Annotated in this window: 16 protein-coding genes; 12 read left to right on the forward strand and 4 right to left on the reverse strand. The window is 73.8% G+C overall.

From position 1 onward, the window contains the following. The first annotated feature begins 26 nt into the window (after positions 1 to 26). The 7 genes from ACGFI7_RS03735 to ACGFI7_RS03765 all read left to right on the forward strand — a co-directional run bounded on the left by ACGFI7_RS03735 (position 27) and on the right by ACGFI7_RS03765 (position 9,595). Positions 27 to 854: a methyltransferase domain-containing protein gene (locus ACGFI7_RS03735; protein ID WP_393398678.1), complete on the forward strand. Its 828-nt coding sequence runs from the start codon at positions 27 to 29 to the stop codon at positions 852 to 854. Between the two features lie 128 nt (positions 855 to 982). After that, entirely contained in the window at positions 983 to 1,876 is an 894-nt protein-coding gene (locus ACGFI7_RS03740) for a lysylphosphatidylglycerol synthase domain-containing protein (protein ID WP_393398680.1), read from the forward strand. Between the two features lie 93 nt (positions 1,877 to 1,969). Continuing rightward, positions 1,970 to 3,088: a glycosyltransferase family 4 protein gene (locus tag ACGFI7_RS03745; RefSeq protein WP_393398682.1), complete on the forward strand. Its 1,119-nt coding sequence runs from the start codon at positions 1,970 to 1,972 to the stop codon at positions 3,086 to 3,088. A 20-nt stretch (positions 3,089 to 3,108) separates the two neighbouring features. Next, positions 3,109 to 4,200 carry a sugar phosphate nucleotidyltransferase gene (locus tag ACGFI7_RS03750; protein WP_393398684.1) on the forward strand — a complete coding sequence of 364 codons (1,092 nt, stop codon included), beginning with the start codon at positions 3,109 to 3,111 and terminating at the stop codon, positions 4,198 to 4,200. Between the two features lie 47 nt (positions 4,201 to 4,247). After that, a complete protein-coding gene (locus tag ACGFI7_RS03755; protein WP_393398686.1) occupies positions 4,248 to 5,144 on the forward strand; it encodes a DNA-3-methyladenine glycosylase family protein in 897 nt (298 codons plus the stop codon). 62 nt (positions 5,145 to 5,206) lie between these two features. Beyond that, complete coding sequence (locus ACGFI7_RS03760) at positions 5,207 to 7,765, forward strand: bifunctional FO biosynthesis protein CofGH (RefSeq protein ID WP_393398688.1); 2,559 nt, start codon at positions 5,207 to 5,209, stop codon at positions 7,763 to 7,765. A 150-nt stretch (positions 7,766 to 7,915) separates the two neighbouring features. After that, complete coding sequence (locus tag ACGFI7_RS03765; protein WP_393398690.1) at positions 7,916 to 9,595, forward strand: substrate-binding and VWA domain-containing protein; 1,680 nt, start codon at positions 7,916 to 7,918, stop codon at positions 9,593 to 9,595. Positions 9,596 to 9,677: 82 nt separating this feature from the next. Here the strand turns inward: ACGFI7_RS03765 and ACGFI7_RS03770 are convergent, their stop codons facing one another. From ACGFI7_RS03770 to cofD, 3 genes are all read right to left on the reverse strand, one after another. Further along, entirely contained in the window at positions 9,678 to 10,421 is a 744-nt protein-coding gene (locus ACGFI7_RS03770) for a lytic polysaccharide monooxygenase (RefSeq protein ID WP_393398692.1), read from the reverse strand. 127 nt (positions 10,422 to 10,548) lie between these two features. Continuing rightward, a complete protein-coding gene (locus ACGFI7_RS03775; RefSeq protein WP_393398694.1) occupies positions 10,549 to 11,841 on the reverse strand; it encodes a coenzyme F420-0:L-glutamate ligase in 1,293 nt (430 codons plus the stop codon). After that, a complete protein-coding gene (cofD, locus tag ACGFI7_RS03780; protein ID WP_393398696.1) occupies positions 11,838 to 12,776 on the reverse strand; it encodes a 2-phospho-L-lactate transferase in 939 nt (312 codons plus the stop codon). The genes ACGFI7_RS03775 and cofD overlap by 4 nt, the downstream gene beginning before the upstream one ends. Before the next feature lie 171 nt (positions 12,777 to 12,947). Between cofD and ACGFI7_RS03785 the strand changes: the two genes are divergently transcribed. From ACGFI7_RS03785 to ACGFI7_RS03800, 4 genes are all read left to right on the forward strand, one after another. After that, a complete protein-coding gene (locus tag ACGFI7_RS03785; protein ID WP_393398698.1) occupies positions 12,948 to 15,020 on the forward strand; it encodes a hypothetical protein in 2,073 nt (690 codons plus the stop codon). Between the two features lie 321 nt (positions 15,021 to 15,341). Then, positions 15,342 to 15,602 (forward strand): WhiB family transcriptional regulator, encoded by a 261-nt coding sequence (locus ACGFI7_RS03790; RefSeq protein ID WP_049564653.1) that lies wholly within the window; start codon positions 15,342 to 15,344, stop codon positions 15,600 to 15,602. A 112-nt stretch (positions 15,603 to 15,714) separates the two neighbouring features. Next, positions 15,715 to 18,759 carry a glycosyltransferase family 2 protein gene (locus ACGFI7_RS03795; protein ID WP_393398701.1) on the forward strand — a complete coding sequence of 1,015 codons (3,045 nt, stop codon included), beginning with the start codon at positions 15,715 to 15,717 and terminating at the stop codon, positions 18,757 to 18,759. A gap of 43 nt (positions 18,760 to 18,802) precedes the next feature. Next, positions 18,803 to 20,107, forward strand: a complete 1,305-nt coding sequence (locus ACGFI7_RS03800; RefSeq protein WP_393398703.1) for a DUF5719 family protein — start codon at positions 18,803 to 18,805, stop codon at positions 20,105 to 20,107. Positions 20,108 to 20,141: 34 nt separating this feature from the next. On the opposite strand, the gene ACGFI7_RS03805 is transcribed toward ACGFI7_RS03800, so the two are convergent. Beyond that, positions 20,142 to 20,582, reverse strand: coding sequence for a metallopeptidase family protein (locus ACGFI7_RS03805; RefSeq protein ID WP_393398705.1), 441 nt, complete (start codon positions 20,580 to 20,582; stop codon positions 20,142 to 20,144). 148 nt (positions 20,583 to 20,730) lie between these two features. Here ACGFI7_RS03805 and ACGFI7_RS03810 point away from each other — a divergent pair, with 148 nt between their 5' ends. Further along, positions 20,731 to 21,099 carry a DUF3499 domain-containing protein gene (locus ACGFI7_RS03810; RefSeq protein ID WP_393398707.1) on the forward strand — a complete coding sequence of 123 codons (369 nt, stop codon included), beginning with the start codon at positions 20,731 to 20,733 and terminating at the stop codon, positions 21,097 to 21,099. The last annotated feature ends 22 nt before the right edge of the window (positions 21,100 to 21,121 follow it).

A 21,121-nucleotide genomic window follows, 5' to 3' on the forward strand; every position in this document is an offset into this window, starting at 1 on the left:
GGCGGGCGCGGGTACTGTTGGGCGACGTGGGGAAGCAACGGGTCGCGCAGCTGGCCTACTCCGAGTTCCAGGCGGCGATGCTCGACGAGGAGAAGCGCCGGCGCAAGGCCGCGAAGATCATCGCGGTGCTGGAGCACTTCCACGGGCCGCTCGGCGGGCTGACCGTGGGCGACATCGGCTGCTCGGCCGGGTTCATCGCCGACGAGCTGGCCGCGGCCGGGGCCAAGCACACGCTCGGCGTCGACATCGACGTGCCGGGGCTGCGCAAGGCGGCCGACCGGTTCGGCGAGCGGGTGGCCTTCGTCTGCGGCGACGGCACCGCGCTGCCGTTCCCCGACGGGTCGATCGACGTGCTGGTGTTCAACCACATCTACGAGCACGTGGTCGACCCCGACGCGGTGGTGGCCGAGATGCGCCGGGTGCTCTCCGACGACGGCGTGCTCTACCTCGGGCTGGGCAACCGGCTGGGCGTCATGGAGCCGCACTACAAACTGCCGTTCCTGTCCTACCTGCCGCCCGCGCTCGCCGACCGCTACGTGCGCGCGACCGGCCGGGCCGACCACTACTACGAGCGCTTCCGCACCCGGCGCGGGCTCCGCCGGATGCTGCGCGCCTTCCACGTGTGGGACTACACGTTCCCCGTGCTCGCGACGCCGGAGCGGTTCGCGGGCGGCGAATTGTTCTCCGGGGCGCTCGGCCGCGCGGTCCGCGCGCTCCTGGCCCGCACCCCGCGCGCGGTGCTCCGGCTGCTGCTCCCGATCATCCCCACCTACCTCTGGGTCGCGACCAAGACCCCGCGCAGGCCGGTCGGCGCCGCCCTGCCCCAGCCTCCCGAACAGGTCCGCCCGCTGTGACCGACGCTCCCCGCTCCGACGCTCCCCGCTCCGACGCTCCCCGCTCCGACGCCCCTCGCTCCGACGCCCCTCGCTCTGACGCCCCTCGCTCTGACGCCCCTCGCTCCGACGCCCACGATGGGCAGGGCGTGCTTCCTCCCGGGCGCGGCGGGCGCCCGCGAGGGTGGCGCAAGGCGGTCAGGGGCGGATTCCTGGCCGTGGCGCTGGCCTTCGGGGTGTGGGCCGTGGCCTCCCGGTGGGACGAGGTCGCCGCCGGGTTCGCGCGGCTGACCCCAGGCATGGTGGCGGCCTCGCTCGTCGCCGTGGTGGGCGCGCTGCTCGGGGCGATGCTGACGTGGCGGACGCTGCTGGCCGATCTCGGGTCGCGGCTGCCGGTACGGAGCGCGGCCAAGGTCTTCTTCGTGGGCCAGCTCGGCAAGTACATCCCCGGCGCCGTCTGGCCGATGCTCGCGCAGATGGAGATGGGCCGCGACCTGGGGGTGCCGCGGGCGCGGAGTGCGGCGGCGTTCTTCCTGATGATGCCGATCCAGCTCGCCACCGGGCTGCTGGTGGCCTTCGGGACGCTGGGGTGGGACCGGTTCGGCTGGCTGCTGCTCCTGGTGCCGGTCCTGCTGGTGCTCCTGGAGCCCAGGGTGATCAACGCGGTGATCGGCTACGGGCTGCGCAGGCTGAAGCGGGAGCCGCTGGAGCGGCCGCTCACCCGTAAGGGGATGCTCGCCGCGCTCGGCTGGGCGCTCGCCGGGTGGGCCTGTTACGGGGTGCACCTCTCCTTCGTGGCGCCGCAGGGCGGGCTGGTCTTCGCGATCGGGGCGTTCGCGCTGTCGTGGTGCCTGGGCATCATGACGTTCGTGGTGCCCGCCGGCGCGGGTGTCAGGGAAGTGGCCATGGTGGCGGCGCTGGCGCCGGTGATGGACAGCGGACCGGCCATCGCGGTCGCGCTCGCCTCCCGCGTGGTGATCATTCTGGGTGACCTGATCTGCGCCGCCGTGGCCGGATTGTCAGCGCGGCGCGTCTCCGTGTGATTTGGCACACGTTTTAGGGGACGCTGGTCATAAGGTGGAAGAAGAGGGGGGCTGCGGAGCCCCGCGTTGATCTTGAGGGGAGAAGATCACCGTATGCCTCGAGTGCTCGTGGACGCGGCGGCGGTTCCCGCCGACCGCGGCGCCCTGATCAGGTATGTCGACGGATTGGTAGCGGCCCTCGACCGGGCGGGGGCCGACCTGGCCGTGGTGTGTCAACGGGCCGACGCCGCCCGCTACAGCCGCCTCGCGCCCTCGGCCCGGGTTCTCCCCGGCCCCGTCTCGATCACCAACCGGGCGGCCCGGCTCGCCTGGGAGCAGACCGGCCTGCCGCTGCTCGCCCGCCAGGCCGGCGCCGACGTGATCCACGCCCCCTATTACTCCATCCCGCTCCGCTCGGGCCTGCGCACCGTGGTGACCGTGCACGACGTCACCTGGTTCACCGAGCCGGAGCAGCACAGCCCGGCCAAGGCCTCGTTCTTCCGGTCCGCGACCCGCACCGCCGTGCGCCACGCCAACCGGGTGATCGTGCCCTCCAAGGCGACCAGGGACGAGCTGGTCCGCGTCCTGCACGCCGACCCGACCCGCATCGACGTCGCCTACCACGGCGTCGACCACAGCCAGTTCCACCAGCCCTCCGAGGAGGAGGTCCGGCGGGCGGCCAGCCGGTGCGGGCTGCACGGGCAGCCGTACGTTGCCTTCCTCGGCGCGCTGGAGCCGCGCAAGAACGTGCCCAACCTGATCCGCGGCTTCGCCAGGGCGGTCAAGGACCTGGAGACGCCGCCGGCGCTGGTGCTCGGCGGCGGGGTGCACGAGAACGACGTCGACGCGGCCTGCCGTGAGGTGGAGACCACGGTCAAGGTGGTGCGGCCGGGCTTCCTGGGAGCGGCCGACCTGGCGGGGTTCCTCGGCGGCGCGCTGGTGGTGGCGTTCCCGTCGCGGGGCGAGGGGTTCGGGCTGCCGGTGCTGGAGGCGATGGCCTGCGGCGCGCCGGTGCTCACGACCCACCGCACGTCGCTGCCCGAGGTCGGCGGCGACGCGGTCGCCTACACCGAGCCCGACGCCGACGGCATCGCGCGCGGGCTGGCCGACCTGCTGGCCTCGCCCGGCCGCAGGCGGCAGCTCAGCGAGGCCGGGCTGGCCAGGGCACGCGAGTTCACCTGGGAGGCGTCGGCCGAGGCCCACCTGAGCTCCTACCAGCGCGCGACCGAATAGTTCGCTACCCTCGCACAACTATGGAGAGCTCTTTGCCGGACCTCGAGGCGATCCTCCTGGTCGGCGGGCGTGGCACCCGCCTGCGCCCGCTGACGCTGGGCACGCCGAAACCGCTGCTGCCGACGGCCGGGGTGCCGTTCCTGGCCCACCAGCTCGCGCGGGCCCGCGCGTTCGGGGTGCGCCGGATCGTCTTCGCCACCTCCTACAAGGCGGCGATGTTCGAGCCGGTGTTCGGCGACGGGTCCGGGCTGGGGCTCTCACTCGAATACATGACGGAGGAGACGCCGCTCGGCACCGGCGGCGCGATCCGCAACGCCGCCGAGGCGCTCGGCTCGGCCCCGTCCGACCCGGTTCTGGTGCTCAACGGCGACATCCTGTCGGGCCACGACATCGGCGAGCAGGTGCGCCTCCACCTGGCACGCCAGGCCGCTGTAACGCTCCATTTGACGGAGGTGGAAGATCCGTCCAGGTTCGGCTGCGTGCCCACCGACGACACGGGGCGGGTCACGGCGTTCCTGGAGAAGACGCCCAATCCGGTGACCAACCGGATCAACGCCGGCTGCTACGTGTTCACCCGGTCGGTGATCGACGAGATCCCGCGCGACGAGGTCGTGTCGGTGGAGCGCGAGACGTTCCCCGGGCTGATCGAGTCGGGACGGCCCGTGCTGGGCTACGCCACCCGCACCTACTGGCTGGACGTCGGCACGCCGGCCGCGTTCGTGCAGGGCTCGCGCGACCTGGTGCTCGGCCGGCTGGAGTCCCCGGCGCTGCCGGGACCCACCGGCGACTTCCTGGCGCTGCCGGGCGCGTCGGTGTCGCCCGAGGCCAAGGTGCGCGGCGGCACGTCGGTGTGCGAGGGCGCGGTGGTCGACGCGGGCGCGGCGGTGTCGGGGTCCGTGCTGTGCGAGGGCGCCGTGGTGGAAGGCGGCGCGGTCGTCACCGACTCGGTGCTCGGCCGGGGCGCGCGGGTGCGCGCGGGCGCCGTGGTGAGCGACGCGGTGATCGGCGACGGCGCGGTCGTGGGGCCGGGCAACGAGCTGCGCGCCGGGGTGCGGATCTGGCCGGGCGTCGAGCTGCCGGAGCGGGCGATCCGCTACTCCAGCGACGTGTGACCCCCGCCCCGTCCCGTCGACTCGCGGCGGGGCGGCAGACTGGACGGGTGGAGGAGCGTACCTGGGTCCCGGACGGGCCGCTGGAGGTGGGCCTGGCGCTGGCGCCGCACAAGCGGGGCGGCGGCGACCCGGCCTGGCGGCAGACGCCCGACGGCGCGATCTGGCGCACCTGCCGCACCCCGCTCGGGCCCGCCACGCTGCGGGTGTCGGTGACGGGCGGGCGGGTGCGCGGGCAGGGCTGGGGTCCTGGGGCCGAGTGGTTGCTCGACGGCCTGCCGGCGCTGCTCGGCGCCGACGACGACGTCTCCGGGTTCGAGATCAGGCACGACATCCTGCGCGAGGCGGTGCGCCGGCACGCGGGGCTGCGGATCGGCAGGACGGGCCGGGTCATGGAGGCCCTGGTGCCCGCGGTGCTGGAGCAGAAGGTCGTCGGGCAGGAGGCCTGGCGGGCCTGGCGGTGGCTGCTGCACCACTACGGCGAGCCCGCGCCGGGGCCGGCCCCCGAGGGCATGCGGGTGGTACCCGAGCCGTCGGTGTGGCGGGAGATCCCGGCCTGGCACTGGCACCGGGCGGGCGCCGAGGCGGTGCGCGCCCGGACGATCGCGACCGCCGCCTGGCACGCCGCCAAGCTGGAGGCGGCCGCCACCAGCGAGGAGCTCGACCGGATGCTGCGGGCGCTGCCGGGCATCGGGGTGTGGACGTCGGCTGAGGTGCGCCAGCGGGTCTTCGGCGACCCGGACGCGCTCAGCGTCGGCGACTTCCACCTCGCCAAGATCGTGGGATACGCGCTGACCGGCGAGAAGACCGACGACCCGGGCATGCTGCGGCTGCTGGAGCCGTACCGCGGCCATCGGCACCGGGCCGGGCTGTTCATCACGCTCACCGGCCGGCGCCCGCCGGCCCGCGGCCCCCGGATGGCCCCCCGCGACTACCGCGCGTTCTGAGCGCCGGGCCGCAGGTCGTACCGCGTCCGCTTTGCGAAAGTTCGCATGAGTAGTGTCTGTCTATGACCGTTGCCAGTGATTCGGCCATGCGCCGCGCTCTCGCCCGCGCCCGTGACGGCAAGACGCTCGACCGCACCGAGGCCACCGTGCTGTTGCACGCACGGGGCGAGCACCTCGACACCCTGCTCGGGCACGCCTCCCGGGTGCGGGACGCGGGGCTCGAGGCCGTCGGCCGCACCGGAATCATCACCTACAGCCGTAAGGTGTTCATCCCTTTGACCCGGTTGTGCCGGGATCGCTGTGGCTATTGCACGTTCGCCACTGCCCCGCACAAGCTGGCGGCGCCGTTCTTGTCCCCCGACGAGGTGCTGGAGATCGCCCGCCAGGGCGCCGCGCTGGGTTGCAAGGAGGCGCTCTTCACCCTGGGCGACCGGCCGGAGGACCGGTGGCACCAGGCCCGCGAGTGGCTCGACGCGCACGGCTACGACGACACGCTGTCGTACGTGCGCGCGATGGCGATCAGGGTGCTGGAGGAGACCGGGCTGCTGCCGCACCTCAACCCGGGCGTGCTGGGCTGGCGCGACCTGCAGCGGCTCAAGCCGGTGGCGCCGTCCATGGGCATGATGCTGGAGACGACCTCGCGGCGGCTGTTCGAGGAGAAGGGGCAGCCGCACTACGGGTCGCCGGACAAGGACCCGGCGGTGCGGCTGCGGGTGCTGGAGGACGCGGGGCGCAGCAACGTGCCGTTCACCACCGGCATCCTGATCGGCATCGGCGAGACGGTCGAGGACCGGGCCGAGTCGATCTTCGCGATCCGGCGGGTGGCCCGCGAGTACGGCGGCGTCCAGGAAGTCATCGTGCAGAACTTCCGCGCCAAGCCCGACACCGCGATGCGCGGCCTGCCGGACGCCGACCTGGAGGAGCTGGCCGCCACCATCGCCGTCACCCGGCTCGTGCTCGGCCCCAAGGCCCGCGTCCAGGCCCCGCCGAACCTGGTCGACGCCGAGTACGCGCTCATGATCCGGGCCGGGATCGACGACTGGGGCGGCGTGTCCCCGGTCACCCCGGACCACGTGAACCCGGAACGGCCGTGGCCGCAGATCGACGAGCTGGCGGCCCGTACCGCGCAGGCGGGGTTCCGGCTTCGCGAGAGGCTGACCATCTACCCCGAGTACCTCCTGGCGGGCGAGCCGTGGCTGGACCCGCGGCTGGCGGCGCACGTGGCCGCGCTGGCCGAGCCGGAGACCGGGCTGGCCCGGGAGGGCGCGATCCTCGTGGGGCGGCCCTGGCAGGAGCCCGACGGGGGCTTCGCCCCGGGTGGACGGGTGGACCTGCACGTCGAGGTGGACACCGTGGGCCGCACCGGCGACCGGCGGGACGACTTCGACCACGTGTACGGCGACTGGGAGGCGCTGCGCGACCGGCTGCCCGCCGCGACAGGCGGCGGGGGGACGCCCGCGGAGATCAAGCAGGCGCTGAGCAAGGCGGCGAGCGACCCGGCGGGGCTGACCGACGAGGAGGCGTTGGCGCTGCTGTCAGCCGACGGCGAGGCGCTGGAGGAACTGGCCCGCATCGCCGACGACCTGCGCGCGGAGGCGGCCGGCGACGACGTGACGTACGTGGTCAACAGGAACATCAACTTCACCAACGTCTGCTACACCGGCTGCCGGTTCTGCGCGTTCGCCCAGCGCCGGACGGACGCCGACGCGTACACGCTCAGCCTGGACCAGGTGGCCGACCGGGCGGAGGAGGCGTGGCAGGCGGGCGCCACCGAGGTGTGCATGCAGGGCGGCATCCACCCCGACCTGCCCGGGAGCGCCTACTTCGACATCGCCAGGGCGGTCAAGGCACGCGTGCCCGGCATGCACGTGCACGCCTTCTCGCCGATGGAGGTCATCAACGGCGCCAGCCGGATGGACCTGTCGATCGAGGAGTGGCTGCGGGGGGCCCGCGAGGCCGGGGTGGACTCGCTCCCCGGGACGGCCGCCGAGATCCTCGACGACGACGTCCGCTGGGTGCTCACCAAGGGCAAGTTGCCCGCCGCCGAGTGGGTCGAGGTGATCACCACCGCGCACCGGGTGGGCATCCCGACCACGGCCACGATGATGTACGGGCACGTGGACAACCATCTCCACTGGGTGCGGCACATCAAGCTGATCCGGCGGCTGCAGGAGGAGACGGGCGGCTTCTCGGAGTTCGTGCTGCTGCCGTTCGTGCACACCAGCGCGCCCATCTATCTGGCGGGCGTGGCCAGGCCGGGCCCCACCGCGCGGGAGAACCGGGCGGTGCACGCGCTGGCCAGGATCCTGCTGCACGGCGCGATCCGCAACATCCAGTGCTCCTGGGTCAAGCTCCAGGACGACCTGTGCCGCCAGGTGCTCCAGGGGGGCGTGAACGACCTGGGCGGCACGCTCATGGAGGAGACGATCAGCCGGATGGCCGGCTCGGAGAACGGCTCGTACAAGACCATCAGCGAGCTGCGCGCCATGGCGGAGGTCACCGGGCGGCCGGTCCGTCAGCGCACCACCGAGTACGGCGTGCCCAGCGCGGAGCGGCTGGCCGCCTCCGCGGCCAGCGACGGCGTGTGCCAGAGCGTGCGGCGGGTGCTTCCGCTGGCCTAGATGTAACCAGTTCTAGTTAGACTTGCGTCCGCCCTGGGAGGCACTGGGAGAATCGGCAACCCCTTCGGAGAGAGGTTCACCGTGCGTTTGGGCCGACACCGCGCCGCACTATCTCCCCAGCAGAGGCGGAGCAGGGCGCTGCGACGCGGAATGCTGGCAGGCGCGACCGTCGTGGCCGTGGTCACGGCCGCGATCGTCGTGGCGTTCGGTGGCGGCACGGCGCTGTGCGCGACGCGAGAGCCTGTTCTGGTCTCTGTGGCGGCAGCGGTGGATGTGGCGCCGGCGGTCATGGAGGCGGCCGGGCGCTTCAACGAGACCAAGACCACGGCCGGCGGCCGGTGCGTGCTCGTCCAGGTGACCGAGCAGCCGCCGGCCACGGTGTTACGCACGCTCATCGGCGACCGGGTGGGCGTGCTGCGCGAGCGGCCCGACGGGTGGGTGGCCGACTCGTCCGCCTGGATCCGGCTGGCGCGCAACCAGGGCGCGGGCGCGCTGCCGGGCGGCGAGACCGTGGTGGCGACCTCGCCGCTGGTGTTCGCCACCCGTTCGTCGCTGGCCGAGCGGTTCGCCATCGGCAAGACGGAGATGAACTGGCGGATGGTGTTCCCGGCCACCGTCCGGGGCCGGCTCGCGCCCAACGAGAACGAGCCCGACGTGGTCCGCGTGCCCGACCCGTCGCTGGCGGGCGCCGGCATCGCCACCGTCGCCGCCGCCCGCGACGTGGTCGGTACGGGGCCGGACGCCGACAAGGCGCTGACCGCGTTCGTCCGGTGGGCGCAGGCCGGGTCGGCGCCGGACTACCGCAGCATGCTGACCGCGGTGGACGACCGCACGTTCTGGCGGCGGCCGGTGGTCATCGTGCCCGAGCAGTCGGTGTGGACCCACAACCGCACCCCGTCGGACGACCCGGTGGTCGCGCTGCACCCGCGCGAGGGCACGATCACGCTCGACTACCCGTACGTGGTGACCGCCACCGACCCCGACGTGGCCGAGGCGTCCGAGACCTTCGCCGCCTGGCTGGGCGGCGCCGAGGCCCAGGACATCGTGCGCCGGGCCGGGTTCCGCTCGGGTGACGGCACCCAGGGGCCGATCTCGCCCGGTCCGGAGATCCCGCAGGCGACGCCGAAGGTGCGGCCGTCGGTGTCGCCGGAGGACATCGACGAGGCGTTGCGGGCCTGGAGCAGGCTGGCCCCGCCGACGAACATCCTGGTGCTGACCGACACCTCCAAGCACATGGCGCAGAAGCTGAAGGGCACCACCAAGGCCGGCGTCGCGCTGGAGGCGGCCAGGATCGGGCTGCAGCTCTTCCCCGAGTCCACGCACATGGGGCTGTGGGAGTTCGCGCACCGGGTCGGCGGCCTCCAGGACTACCGCGAGCGGGTGGGCCTCGGGCCGATCAACGAGCCGGACTCGGGCCAGCTCGTCCGGCGGGGGGAGCTCAACCGGCTCACCACCACGATGTCGGCCGACCCTGACCGCGACAGCGTGCTGTACGACGCGATACTCCGCGGCTTCCGCAAGGTCGGCGCCGAGTACCGCGAGGAGATGAACAACTCGCTCCTGGTGATCACCGCGGGCAAGGACGACGGCCGCGGCATCAAGTTGCCGGCCCTGCTGGAGCGGCTGCGCGCCGAGTGGGACCCGGACCGGCCGGTGCAGATCATCGTCATCGCGTTCGGCGACGGCGTGGATCGCGACGGCCTGGCGGCGATCACCGGCGCCACCAACGGCTCGCTGCACGTGGCCCAGCAGCCCGGCGAGATCATCGACGTCTTCCTCGCCGCCCTGGCCCGCCGCCTGTGCCATCCCACCTGCAAGCCGACAGCATGACGGAAGCGGGCACGTAAGGGAGCGCGGAAGGGAGCACGGAAGGGAGCGCCGTGCGGAGCGCCCCCTTCCTGTCATCGGTACGTCAGACGCGCTGCCAGAGGGCGGGCACGTTCGGCGGCTCCCAGCCGGTGAGCGCCGTGTGGGCCTGGATGCAGCGGTAGGTGGCGCCGCCGTAGGTCACGGTGGAGCCGACCGCGTACGTGGTGCCGGCCTTCCAGGTGCCGCCCGGGTTCGAGGTGGGGGTGGGCGTCGGGGTCGGGGTCCTAGTGGGGGTCGGCGTGGGGGTCGGGGTGGGCGTGGGGTTCGGGTTGCCGCCGCCGCCGATCTGCAGGTCGATGCAGGCGTAGAAGGCGTTGGTGGTGTCGGCGACGTTCCAGACGGCGAGCACCTTCTGCCTGCCGCTGTAGCCGGCCAGGTTCACGACGTGGTTGACCTGGGCCGCGGGCTGGCGGCCGCCGTCGTTGAACGAGGCGACCCGGTTGGAGCCGATGTAGTACTCCCAGGTGCTGGTGGCGTGGCGGGCGGTGAGCGTCCAGGAGAACGTGACCGTGCTGCCGACCGAGGTCGCGGGCCAGGCCTTGCTCTCGTCGCTGAGCTGGGCGAACCGGGCGACGCCGCCGTGGCAGTTGCGCTGGCCCTTGGGGCCTTCGACGCTCTGCGGCTCGTAGACGATGTCGCCGCAGCCGGAGACCCGGCCCTGGGCGCAGAGCGCCTGGCGGCTGGGCGGTGAGTTGACGTACCCGTGGGCCAGGGCGGGGGTGGCCGAGACCACCGTGGTGGCGGCGGCGGTCGCCGCCACCGACAGGACCGTGAGCAACCTTCGCATGGATGGGCTCCTTTACCTTGGGGGTGCGCCCAAATGTAAAGGAAAGTTTCCTAACAGTGAACCGATTCGTGACTTTTCATGAAAAGGTGCAGTCAATGAGAGGTACGCGACCGTCCCGCCCGGCGGGTCACCGTACGAGAGTGAAATCGGCGGCGTCACGCGGCGCGCGGTCGCGCGGCGGGGCGGCGGCGTGGCCGACCGCGACGCAGCCCATCGGGTCCCACGTCTCCGGCAGCTCCAGCACCTCCCGCACCACCGGGCGGCAGAACATGGTCGACGACACCCACGCCGAGCCCAGCCCCTCGACCGCGAGCTGGACGAGGAAGTTCTGCACGCCCGCGCCCGTCGCCACCACGAACATCTCCCGCTCCGCCGCGTTGCGCCGCTCGTCGCGGTACGTGTGCGAGCCCTCCATCACGAGACAGGGGACCACCAGGTAGGGGGCGTTCCGCAGCACGTCGCCGCGCCTGACCCGCTTGGCGATCGACTCCTCGGTGAACCCGTCGCCGCGCAGGTCGGCGATCCACGCCTCGCGCATGGCGTCCAGCAACCGCACCCGAGTCTCCGCCGACTCCACCAGCACGAACCGCCACGGCGTCGTGTGGTGCGGCGCGGGCGCGGCGATGCCCGCCGCCACCGCCCGCCGCACCGCCTGCGGGTCGACCGGCCGGTCGGCGAACTCCCTGATGGTCCGGCGGGCGAACACCACCTCGCGCGACCCGTACCGGAACATGTCCTCGTCGGCGGGGCGCACCAGCGGCCGGGCCCCGGGACCGTCGTCGTCGGTCACCAGGTGGGACAGCCCGCGCACGATCGCCACCGGGACCCCGTCGAGCTTGCCCTTGACCAGCTCGCCGGCGGCGGCGATCTCGTCCGCCAGGGCCGTCACGGTGGCGTTGAGCGGGTTGCCGTGGGTGTCGGCGCCGCCCCTGAAGTCGGCCAGCGGGACGACCCCGGCCGCGCCGACGGCCACGTCGGTCAGCCCGTGACGCCACGGCCGGCCGAAGGTGTCGGAGACGATCACGCCGACGCGGCGGCCCAGACCGGCCCTGATCCGCCGCGCCGAGGCGTCGGGGTCCTCGGGCAGCAGCAGGACGGTGCCGGCGGCGGTGTTGGACGCGTCGACCCCGGCGGCGGCCATGACGAAGCCGTGCCGGGTCTGCGCGATCACCGTGTCGCCGCGCCTGGCGACCACCCGGACGGTCTCGTCCTCGATGGCCTTGGCCCGGTCGGGGGCCTCGCGGACGCGCCCTTCCGCCTTGCTCACGATCTTCGAGGTGACCACGAGGATGTCGCCGTCGCGCACGTCGGCGCCGGCCAGCAGCGCGGCGATGTCGTCGCCGGGGCGCACCTCGCCGAGGCCGGGCACGCCGAACACCTCCAGGCGCTCGGCGGCGGCCCGGGTGGGGTCAGGGGTCATCGGGAGAGCTCCTGTGCGAGGTCGAGGGCGGCGCGGGCGATGGCGGCCGCCGCGTCCTGGTCGGTCATGAGAAGGGGACGGGCCGCCACCCGGACGCCGTCCAGGGCCACCCCGGAGTCCTCGGGCGCCACCAGCCAGCCGTCGACCAGCTCCGCACCGTACAGCTCCAGCACCGCCTGGGCGCTGGTCTCCACCCCGATCGCCGTCAGGCAGGCGTCGGCCATGCCGCGCACCGGGGCACCGCCGATGATGGGCGAGACGCCCACCACGGTCTTGGCCAGCAGCGCCTCGCGGATACCCGGGACCTGGAGGATCGTCCCGATGCTGACCACGGGGTTGGACGGCGGCAGGATGACCACGTCGGCGTCGCCGATCGCCTCCAGCACGCCCGGTGCGGGCTTGGCCGCGTCGACGCCGACCAGCGCGAACGACTCCGCCGGGACCGACGCGCGCATCCGGACCCACCACTCCTGGAAGTGGACCGCGCGCCTGCCCCGCTCGTCGGAGATGATCACGTGCGTCTCGCACCGGTCGTCGCTCATCGGCAGCAGCCGGACCCCGGGCTGCCAGCGGGTGCAGAGCGCCTGGGTGATCTGGGAGAGCGGGTAGCCGGCCTCCAGCATCTGCGAGCGCACGATGTGGGTGGCGAAGTCGCGGTCGCCCAGCCCGAACCACTGCGGCTCGACCCCGTACGCGGCCAGCTCCTCCTTGACCGTGTGGGTCTCGTCAGCCCGGCCCCAGCCCTGCTCCTCGTCGATGCCGCCGCCCAGGGTGTACATGACGGTGTCGAGATCGGGGCAGACCCGCAGGCCGAAGAGCGTGATGTCGTCACCGGTGTTGCCGATCACGGTGATCTGGTCGTCGGGGGCGGTCGCGCGCAGCCCGCGCAGGAAGCGGGCCCCGCCGATGCCGCCCGCCAGGGACACGATGTGCATGCGGCCAGTCTTCCACCGTGCTTCCACTGTGCCGTTTTGCCCCGTCTTTGGATCAGTGGACAACGGCGCAAAGGGCGCGTATTGAGACCAACGCGCGACCTGTGGCCTGAGCGGTCGTTGCGGCGATATGGCAAACTCCCCATCGGGCTAAAGGGTCTGATGGGGGTAGTTGTGAACAAACTTGACGTCACCCGGCTGAGAGAGCCGGCTGCCTGGATCATGCTGGCGGCCGGCGGCCTCGACGTCCTCGTCGCGGTCGGCCGGCTCCTGATCGGCTCGTCGGGAAGCTCGACGTTCGCCGAGCGCGCCGCCATGTACTCCGGCAGCCTGACCAGCCCTGTCTTGACCGCGCTGCTGCTCGGGGCGGTGCTGCTGCTCACCAAGGTCGGCGAGCCCTCGCCCCAGGCGAAGATCGTGACGTACGGGTCGGCCGCCTTCCTGGCGCTGGCAACCCTGTTCGGGGCGCTGACGCTGCTCCTGGGCCTGTTCGCGGACCTGGGCGCCCGCTCCACCGTGGAGTTCGTGCTCGGCAACGCGCCCACGCTGGCGCTGACCGCCATCGCCCTGGTCTACCTGCTGCCGCAGGTGCTGCCCGAGCGCCGGCCCGCCCAGGGCTACCCGCAGGGCTTCCCGCCTCCGCAGGGCTTCCCGCCCCCGCAGGGTTACGGCCCGCAGGGCTTCGGTCAGCAGCCTGGGTACGGCCAGCAGCCCGGGTTCGGGCAGCCGGGTCACGGCCAGCAGCCGCCGTCGCAGGGCCAGCCCGCTCCGGGGTACGCGCCCCAGCCTCCGTCCCAGGAGTACGGCGCGCAGCCGCCGTCCCAGGGCGTGCCCGGGTTCGCCCAGCAGGGGCAGGCCCCGCAGGGACAGGACGCCTACCAGCCGCAGCCCGCGTCCCAGCACCCGCAGGCCGCCCAGCCCCAGCCCGTCCAGCACCAGCAGCCCGCCCAGCAGCCGAGGGCCGCGCTCCCGGCCGCCCCGGCGGACCGCGAGCCGAGCCAGGAGCAGCAGGCCGGTCCCTACGACCAGGGCTTCCCCCAGCAGCCCCCGGCCCAGGATCCCTACGCCCCGGCCGCCCAGGGGCCGGCCGAGCAGTTCGCGGCGCCCGCCCCGGGCGCGTACGCGCCTCCGGCCCCTCCGGCCCAGGACCCCTACGCGCCTCCGGCCCAGGAGCAGTACGCCCAGCCCGCGCAGCCGCCGTTCGCGGCGCCCGTCCAGGCTCCCGCCCAGGACGCGTACGTCCCGCCCGCGCAGGACGCCTACGCCCCACCGGTCCAGGATTCGTACGCCCCGCCTGCCCAGGATGCGTACGCGCCTCCCGCGCAGGACCCGTATGCCCCGCCTGCCCAGGACGCCTACACCCCGCCGGTCCAGGCGCAGGAGCAGTACGTGCCGCCGGGCCAGGACGCCTACGCGCCGCCCGCTCCCGCCCAGGACCCCTACGCCTCCCAGGCCCAGCAGCCCGCCTACACCTCCGGTGAGACCGCGCCGGACGCCGGGTACCAGCCGCAGGAGTACCAGCCCGCCCCGTACGTCCCCGCGGACAGCCAGCCGAACGCCTACGGCCAGCCGAACCCGTACGCCCCGGCCGACAGCCAGCCCAACGTGTACGGCTCGTACACCTCACAGGACAGTCAGCCCGAGGTGTACGGCCCATACACCTCACAGGACAGCCAGCCCCAGGCGGGCCAGGCCGGCGGGTTCGCCCAGCCCTACTCCTCGGGCGAGACCTCGCCCAGCGTCTCCTACCCGCAGCCCGAGCAGGGCCGGCAGCCCTACTACGACCAGCCGCCGGCGTTCGACCAGCAGACCCAGGGCGGCCAGCCGTTCACGGGATACTCCGGTCACGAGTTCGGGGCGGCCGCCCAGGAGCCCGACGCGCCCGTGGACCCGCGCTCGCAGCAGCTGCTCGACGCCTACCAGCAGGCCGAGACCTACCAGTCCGGCATCGGCACCCAGCCTGACCTGCGGGTGCCCGACTACTCCGGCCAGCCCAGGCCGTACGACGACCCGTTCGGCCACCCGCAGCAGCCCGCCCCCCAGCCTCAGGCGCAGCCGCAGCACGGTCAGCAGGCTCCGCAGCAGAACCCGTACCAGCCGACCCACCAGGCGCCCGGCGGCGGCTGGAGCGGCGAGCAGCCGGGCGACTCGACGGTCAGGCTCGACCCGAACAGCTACCGGGGTGACGACCCGATCGACCCGATCGACCCGACGGCCATATACACCCCCAACGAGCCGCGCAGGTAACGGGTCCGCAAAGTACTGCTAGAGAAGAGGTGGCTGAAGGGCGGAGCTCTATCCCGCCCTGATACGGTTCCGACCGCTGACAGCGTTGAACACACCCGCCCACGCCGTGCAGCAGAACGGCGTGAACCGGGCGCGAACCCCACACGCGACGCTGGACCGGGGCGAGAGCAGGTCTTTCCCCGGATACCGGCATGCCGCTTGACGTCGCGTACGGCACACGCGTGTAATTACAACCATGTTGTTACGCCTTCCAGTGGGTGGGTAATAAGGAAGGCGTTCCATGGGGGGCTCCATTGCGGGCGGGCGGCAGGGAGGTGTGCAGTGACCGATCTGGTCATCGCACAGGATCAGCTTGACGCTGAAGAACTGGGCTGGCAGGAACGCGCGCTCTGCGCGCAGACTGATCCAGAGGCGTTCTTCCCGGAAAAGGGCGGCTCCACCAGAGAAGCCAAGAAGGTGTGCCGATCGTGTGAGGTGCGTGCCGAGTGCTTGGAATACGCACTCGAACACGACGAACGCTTCGGCATCTGGGGTGGGCTGTCCGAGCGGGAGCGCAGAAGGATCAAGCGCCAGGCCGTTTAGCGATATGTGCGAAGGGGTCACGCGGGAGTTCCCGTGTGACCCCTTTTTTGTGTGGATGACCCGGTTCCACCGGTAGGGTAAGCGCGCCTGATCATCCGCCCCTTGGAGCCTGATGACTCGTCCCTACGTCACCGTGGTCGTCGTCTCCCACGACGGTGCGCGCTGGCTCGGGGAGACCCTGCGCGGCCTGCTCGGACAGAGCCGGCGCCCGGACCGCGTGATCGGCGTCGACAACGGCAGCCGTGACGGTTCGGCCGACCTGCTGGCCCAGGCGCTCGGCCCGGGAAACGTGCGCAAGCTGCCCCGGTCGGCCTCCTTCGGCGAGGCCGTGGCCGACGCGCTGCGCGCCGCCCCCGCCGTCGGCGAGAACGAGTGGATCTGGCTGCTGCACGACGACTGCGCCGCCGACCGGCGGGCGCTGGAGGCATTGCTGCACGCCGCCGACCAGGACCGCAAGGCCACCGTGCTGGGCCCGAAGCTGCGCGACTGGATCGACCGCCGCCGGCTGCTGGAGATCGGCGTGACCGTGGGGCTCACCGGCCGCAGGGACACCGGGCTGGAGCCGCGCGAGTTCGACCAGGGGCAGCACGACGGCACCCGCGAGGTGCTGTCGGTGTCCACTGCCGGGATGCTGATCCGCCGTGACGTGTGGGAGGCGGCCGGCGGGCTCGACCCGTTCTTCCCGCTCTTCCGCGACGACCTCGACCTGTGCTGGCGGGTACGCAACGCCGGCCACCGGGTGCTGGTCGTCACCGACGCCGTCGCCTGGCACGCCGAGGCGGCCGCCCGCAGGCGGCGGCGCATCACGGTCAGCGGCGACCACCCGCGCCGCCTGGACCGGCGCAACGCGATCTTCGTGGTCATGGCGAACCTGCCGTTCCGCACCCTGCTGTGGGCGCTGGTCAGGAACGTGGTCGGCTCGTTCGTCCGCACCCTGCTCTTCCTGGTGGGCAAGCAGCCGGCGAACGCGCTGGACGAGTTGGTCGCGTTCGGGTCCATCCTGGTCCACCCGCTGCGGCTGCTGCGGGCGCGGCGGGCCAGGCGGGCGGGGCGCAAGAAGGGGTTCGCCAGGGTCCGGCCGCTGCTCACGCCCCGGGGCGCCGGGCTGCGGCGGCTCGTCGACATGACGCGCGGCTTCCTGAGCGGCGACCGGCCGGTCGAGTCCGCGGGCCGGCACCACCACGCCGCCCCGGAGAACCCGGAGGAGCCCGAGGAGCTCCCCGAGGACCGGGGCGCGGTCAAGCGTTTCCTCGGCCGGCCCGGGGTGCTGCTCGTGCTGGCGCTCACCCTGGTCACGCTGGTGGCCGAACGGTCGCTGCTGGGCGGCGCCCGGCTCGGGGGCGGCGCGCTCGTCCCGGTGACCGGGGACGCGGCCGGCCTGTGGGCCTTCTACACCGACGGCTCCTCCGGCTGGGCGCCGCCGTACACGGCGGTGGTCGCGGCCCTGTCCACGCTCGCGTTCGGGCAGACGTGGGCGGTGGTGTCGGTGCTGCTGCTCGGCTCGGTGCCGCTGGCCGGCGCGTCGGCGTACCTGGCCACCCGCCGCCTGCCGATGCTCTCCGCCCGCCGCCCCGCCCGTGGTGGGAGGTCGCCGTCGGACGTCGCCCCGGCCCAGGACCTCTTCTCACCCGGCTCAGCGAGCCCCGTCGAGCCGGGTCCGCGGGAGAAGGGGAGACGGCGACGGGCGGGCAGACGCGGACGCGGGAGCGCCGTCCCGGCGACGTCCGCCTCCACGACCACGTCCCGATCCACGGTCGACGGTGCCGGGGTCTCCGGGGTCTCCGAGGGTGCCGGTCCGGCCGGGGTCGGGGTCGCGGTGCGGGTGTGGATCGCGGCCACGTACGCGTTGCTGCCCGTCGCGACGGGAGCCGTCGCGGCCGGTCGGCTGGGGACGGCGGTGGTGTTCGTGCTGCTGCCGGCCTACGCCGTGCTCGGCGGGCATCTGCTGTTCGGCGACCACCGGCGGTCGCGCCGCGCGGCCTGGGGACTCGGCCTGCTGCTGGCCGTGGGGACCGCGTTCGTGCCGCTCGTCTACGCGCTGGCCGCCGTGCTGGGCCTGGCGGCGGCGTGGCTGCTGCGCGGGCGCCGGCCCGGTGTCGTGATCTCTACCGGTATCGCGCTGGCCGTGCCGGTCGTGCTGCTGCTGCCGTGGCTGGTGGACCTGGCGTCGGCACCGGGCCGGTTCCTGCTGGAGGCAGGGCTGCACGGGCCGGAGCTGAGCGACGCCCGGCTCGCGCCGGAGTTCCTGCTGGCGCTCAACCCCGGCGGGCCCGGCGCGCCGCCGTTCTGGGTGACCGGCGGGCTGGTCGCCGCCGGGCTGGCCGCCCTGGTCGTGCGCGGCCGCCGGCGGGCTGTGGCGGCGGGATGGGCGGTGGCGCTGTTCGGCGTGCTGGTGGCGCTCGTGGTCGCCCGGGTCGAGGTCTCCGGCGCGCCCGCCTGGCCCGGTGTGCCGCTGGCGCTGGCCGCCGCCGCGCTGCTCGTCCTCGCGGGCCTGAGCGCCGGGAGCTTCGCCTCGCTGCGGGCCGCGGGCGGGCCGCGCCGGATGGCGGCCGGGCTGGTCGCCGTCGTGGCGTTCGGCACGCCGCTGCTCGCCGCCGGTCTCTGGATCGTCCAAGGGGTACGCGGCCCGCTCCGGTCCGACGCGCCCGACCCGCTGCCCGCGCTGGCCGCCGTCCACTCGCGCGACGGCGGGCGGACCCTGCTCATCAGGGGATCGGAGTTCACCGTGCTGCGCGGCCGTGCCCCGCTGCTGGGCGAGGCCGACGTGCCCGTGACCTCCGAGGCCCGCGTCCGGATCCGCGCCGCCGCCGAGGGCCTCGCCGGCGGGCGCGGCGGCACCGACGCCGCCACCCTCGCCCAGAACGGCGTGGCCATGGTCGCGGTGGCGGCGCCGGTGCCGCCCGCGCTGGCCGAGACGCTGGACTCGCAGCCGTCGCTGCAGCGGATGAGCCTGTCCGACGCCGGCGGGCTGTGGCGGGTGGCCGAGCCGGTGACTCCCGCGCAGCCGCCGCCCGCCCATTTCCTGTACGTCCCGTGGCTGTGGGCGCAGGGCGCGCTGGTCCTGGCCGTCGTGGTGCTGGCCGCCCCCGGCAGGCGCGAGCCCGTGGAAGAGCCCGAACCCCTCCAGCGGACCCCGGCCCTGGCAGGCGCCCGATGACGACCCACGCGACCGTGACGCCCGCCCCCGGCGGAGGTAGGTCATGAGGAGGTTCGCCGCCGGGCGGTTCGGGCTGATCGTGATGGTGCTGGCGGCGCTCGCCGGTCTGTACGGGGTCGCGTACGTGACGAGGCCCGCACCGGAGCCGAGGGCAGAGGCCCAGCCGAGGAAGGTGGCGGTGGAGGCGGCGACCGCGACGTGCCCCGCGGCCGGCGGCGAGGAGGTCAGCGTCTACCTGCCCGGCACGCTGTCCCAGGAGCCGATGAAGGACGCGGAACCGTACACCGTGCGTGGTCCCGGCGGCGTGGAGGCCGGGTACGTCACCCGGACCGCCGCCGGGGCGGGGCGGGGGCTGGCCGGGCTGCGCTGCGCCGAGCCCGTCGCCGAGACCTGGCTCGTCGGCCCCGGGCCCGCCCGCGCCCGCGTCACGCTGCACCTGGTCAACGCCGACAAGGCGCCGGCCTTCGCCGACGTCGAGGTGTACGCCGCCGAGGGGCCGGTGTCGGGCGACAACGGGCTCGGGCTGGAGATCGCGCCCGGCGAGCACCGCCAGATCGACCTCCGCACCCTGGCCGCCGCCGCCGACGTGATGGCGGTCAGCGTGAAGACGTTCACCGGGAGGCTGGCCGTGTCGGCGCGGGCCGTGCTGGAGAGCGGCGGGGTCGACTGGCTGCCGCCGGCCGCCGCGCCCGCCACCGAAGTCGTGGTGCCGGCCATCCCGGGCGGCGGCGGGCGGCGCGAGCTGCTGGTCGCCGCGCTCGGCGAGAACGACGCCACGGTGCGGATCAAGGCCGTGACCGAGGGCGCCGCGTACGCCATGCGCGGCCGCGAGTCCGTCGACGTGCCGGCGGGCAGCGTGCTGCCGCTCGACGTGACCACCGGCATCGGCGGTGAGTCGGCCGCGCTGGTGCTCACCTCGACGGTGCCGGTGGTGGCGGGCGCGGTGATCACTGGTACGGGACGGCAGCCGGACGTGGCGTTCACCGCCGGAACCCCGGCGCTCGACCTGGGCAGCGCGGTGGCCGCCAACGGGCCGGGGACCCGGCTCGTGCTGACCGCGCCGGGTGGCGCGGGGAAGGTGCGGGTGCAGGTGGTGCCGGAGGGCGGCGAGCCGCGGGCGCCGGTGGACGTGACGGTCCCGGCGGGACGGACCCGGAACGTGCGGGTGGCGGGCAAGGGCGCGTACGCGGTGGTGGTCACGCCGGTGTCGGGACGGGTGTACGGAGGGCGGGTGATGGAGGAGCGACTCAAGAGCGGGGTGCTGATCACGGCTCAGCCGCTGGCGCCCGCCCGCCTCTGGACGGTGCTCCGCCCCCTCACGGACACGCCCCGTGCGGTCCTTCCCTGACACTGCCCCGGCGTTCGTCGCAGTGGGGCGGGTCTCAGCGGCGTTCGTCGTAGCCCGGGTCGACGGTGTCGGGGGAGAGGCCGAGGAGGGAGGCGACCTGCTCCACGACCGTGTCGTGCACGAGGGCGCCCAGCGTGTCGCGGTCGCGGGCGCGGGCCTCCAGGGGACGCCGGTAGAGGACGATGGACGCGGGGTGCGGGCCGCGGGCCGAGTCGGCGCGGCCGAGCGGGATCGTGCCGGCGCCGAAGCCGGGCCCGTCGCCGAGCTCGCTGAGCGGCGGCACCTCTTCCACGGCGAACTCGACCGCCGACAGCTGCCTGCCCCACTTGGGGCGGAGCCGGTCGACCGCGTCGAGCACCAGGTCGTCGAAGCGCTCGCTGCGGGCCCTGGCCATGGGAACGTAGGAAGGGGCGATCGGGCCGCGCAGGCCGCGACCGTGCCTGTCGCGCCGTCTGGGACCGCGCTTGCTCGTCACACGGCAAGTCTACGGGGCACCGGCCGAGAACACCGGCATCCGTGCATGTGGGTGGATAGCCTGCGAGAGGTGTCCGAATTGTGGCGACACGCTCGTTAAGAGCGCTCAGATAGTGGCGTCCCGCCCCCTTACCAGATACGGTCCCTCCGTGAGCCCCGTCCGCCGCTGTTCCCGCACCGCCTGCAGTCAGCCTGCCGTCTTCACGCTCACGTACGTTTACGCCGACTCGACCGCAGTTCTCGGCCCCCTGGCGACGTACGCCGAGCCGCACTGTTATGACCTGTGCGCCGAACACGCCGAGCGGCTCACCGCCCCGAGGGGCTGGGAGGTCGTGCGCCTGCCCACGGACGGCGCCACGCCGAGCACCGACGATCTCGAAGCGCTGGCCAACGCGGTCAGGGAGGCCGCGCGGCCGAGCGGCTCCGGCGCGGGCGAGCCCGTCGGCCAGGGCGTGGAGGTCGGGCGTCGCGGGCACCTCCGCGTTCTCAGGTCGGCCCAGCAGCACCGCGACCGGTAGGCTCGTCCCTAGCCGGAGTGAC

It is taken from the genome of Nonomuraea sp. NPDC048826 (assembly GCF_043198225.1).
Classification (GTDB): domain Bacteria; phylum Actinomycetota; class Actinomycetes; order Streptosporangiales; family Streptosporangiaceae; genus Nonomuraea.

Bases quoted from the DNA above. Each gene is read 5' to 3' on its own strand.
- ACGFI7_RS03750 (WP_393398684.1), top strand. From the start codon at position 3,109: ATGGAGAGCTCTTTGCCGGACCTCGAGGCGATCCTCCTGGTCGGCGGG.
- ACGFI7_RS03800 (WP_393398703.1), top strand. From the start codon at position 18,803: ATGAGGAGGTTCGCCGCCGGGCGGTTCGGGCTGATCGTGATGGTGCTG.
- ACGFI7_RS03770 (WP_393398692.1), bottom strand. From the start codon at position 10,421: ATGCGAAGGTTGCTCACGGTCCTGTCGGTGGCGGCGACCGCCGCCGCC.
- cofD (WP_393398696.1), bottom strand. From the start codon at position 12,776: ATGCACATCGTGTCCCTGGCGGGCGGCATCGGCGGGGCCCGCTTCCTG.
- ACGFI7_RS03795 (WP_393398701.1), top strand. From the start codon at position 15,715: ATGACTCGTCCCTACGTCACCGTGGTCGTCGTCTCCCACGACGGTGCG.
- ACGFI7_RS03775 (WP_393398694.1), bottom strand. From the start codon at position 11,841: ATGACCCCTGACCCCACCCGGGCCGCCGCCGAGCGCCTGGAGGTGTTC.
- ACGFI7_RS03745 (WP_393398682.1), top strand. From the start codon at position 1,970: ATGCCTCGAGTGCTCGTGGACGCGGCGGCGGTTCCCGCCGACCGCGGC.
- ACGFI7_RS03760 (WP_393398688.1), top strand. From the start codon at position 5,207: ATGACCGTTGCCAGTGATTCGGCCATGCGCCGCGCTCTCGCCCGCGCC.
- ACGFI7_RS03765 (WP_393398690.1), top strand. From the start codon at position 7,916: ATGCTGGCAGGCGCGACCGTCGTGGCCGTGGTCACGGCCGCGATCGTC.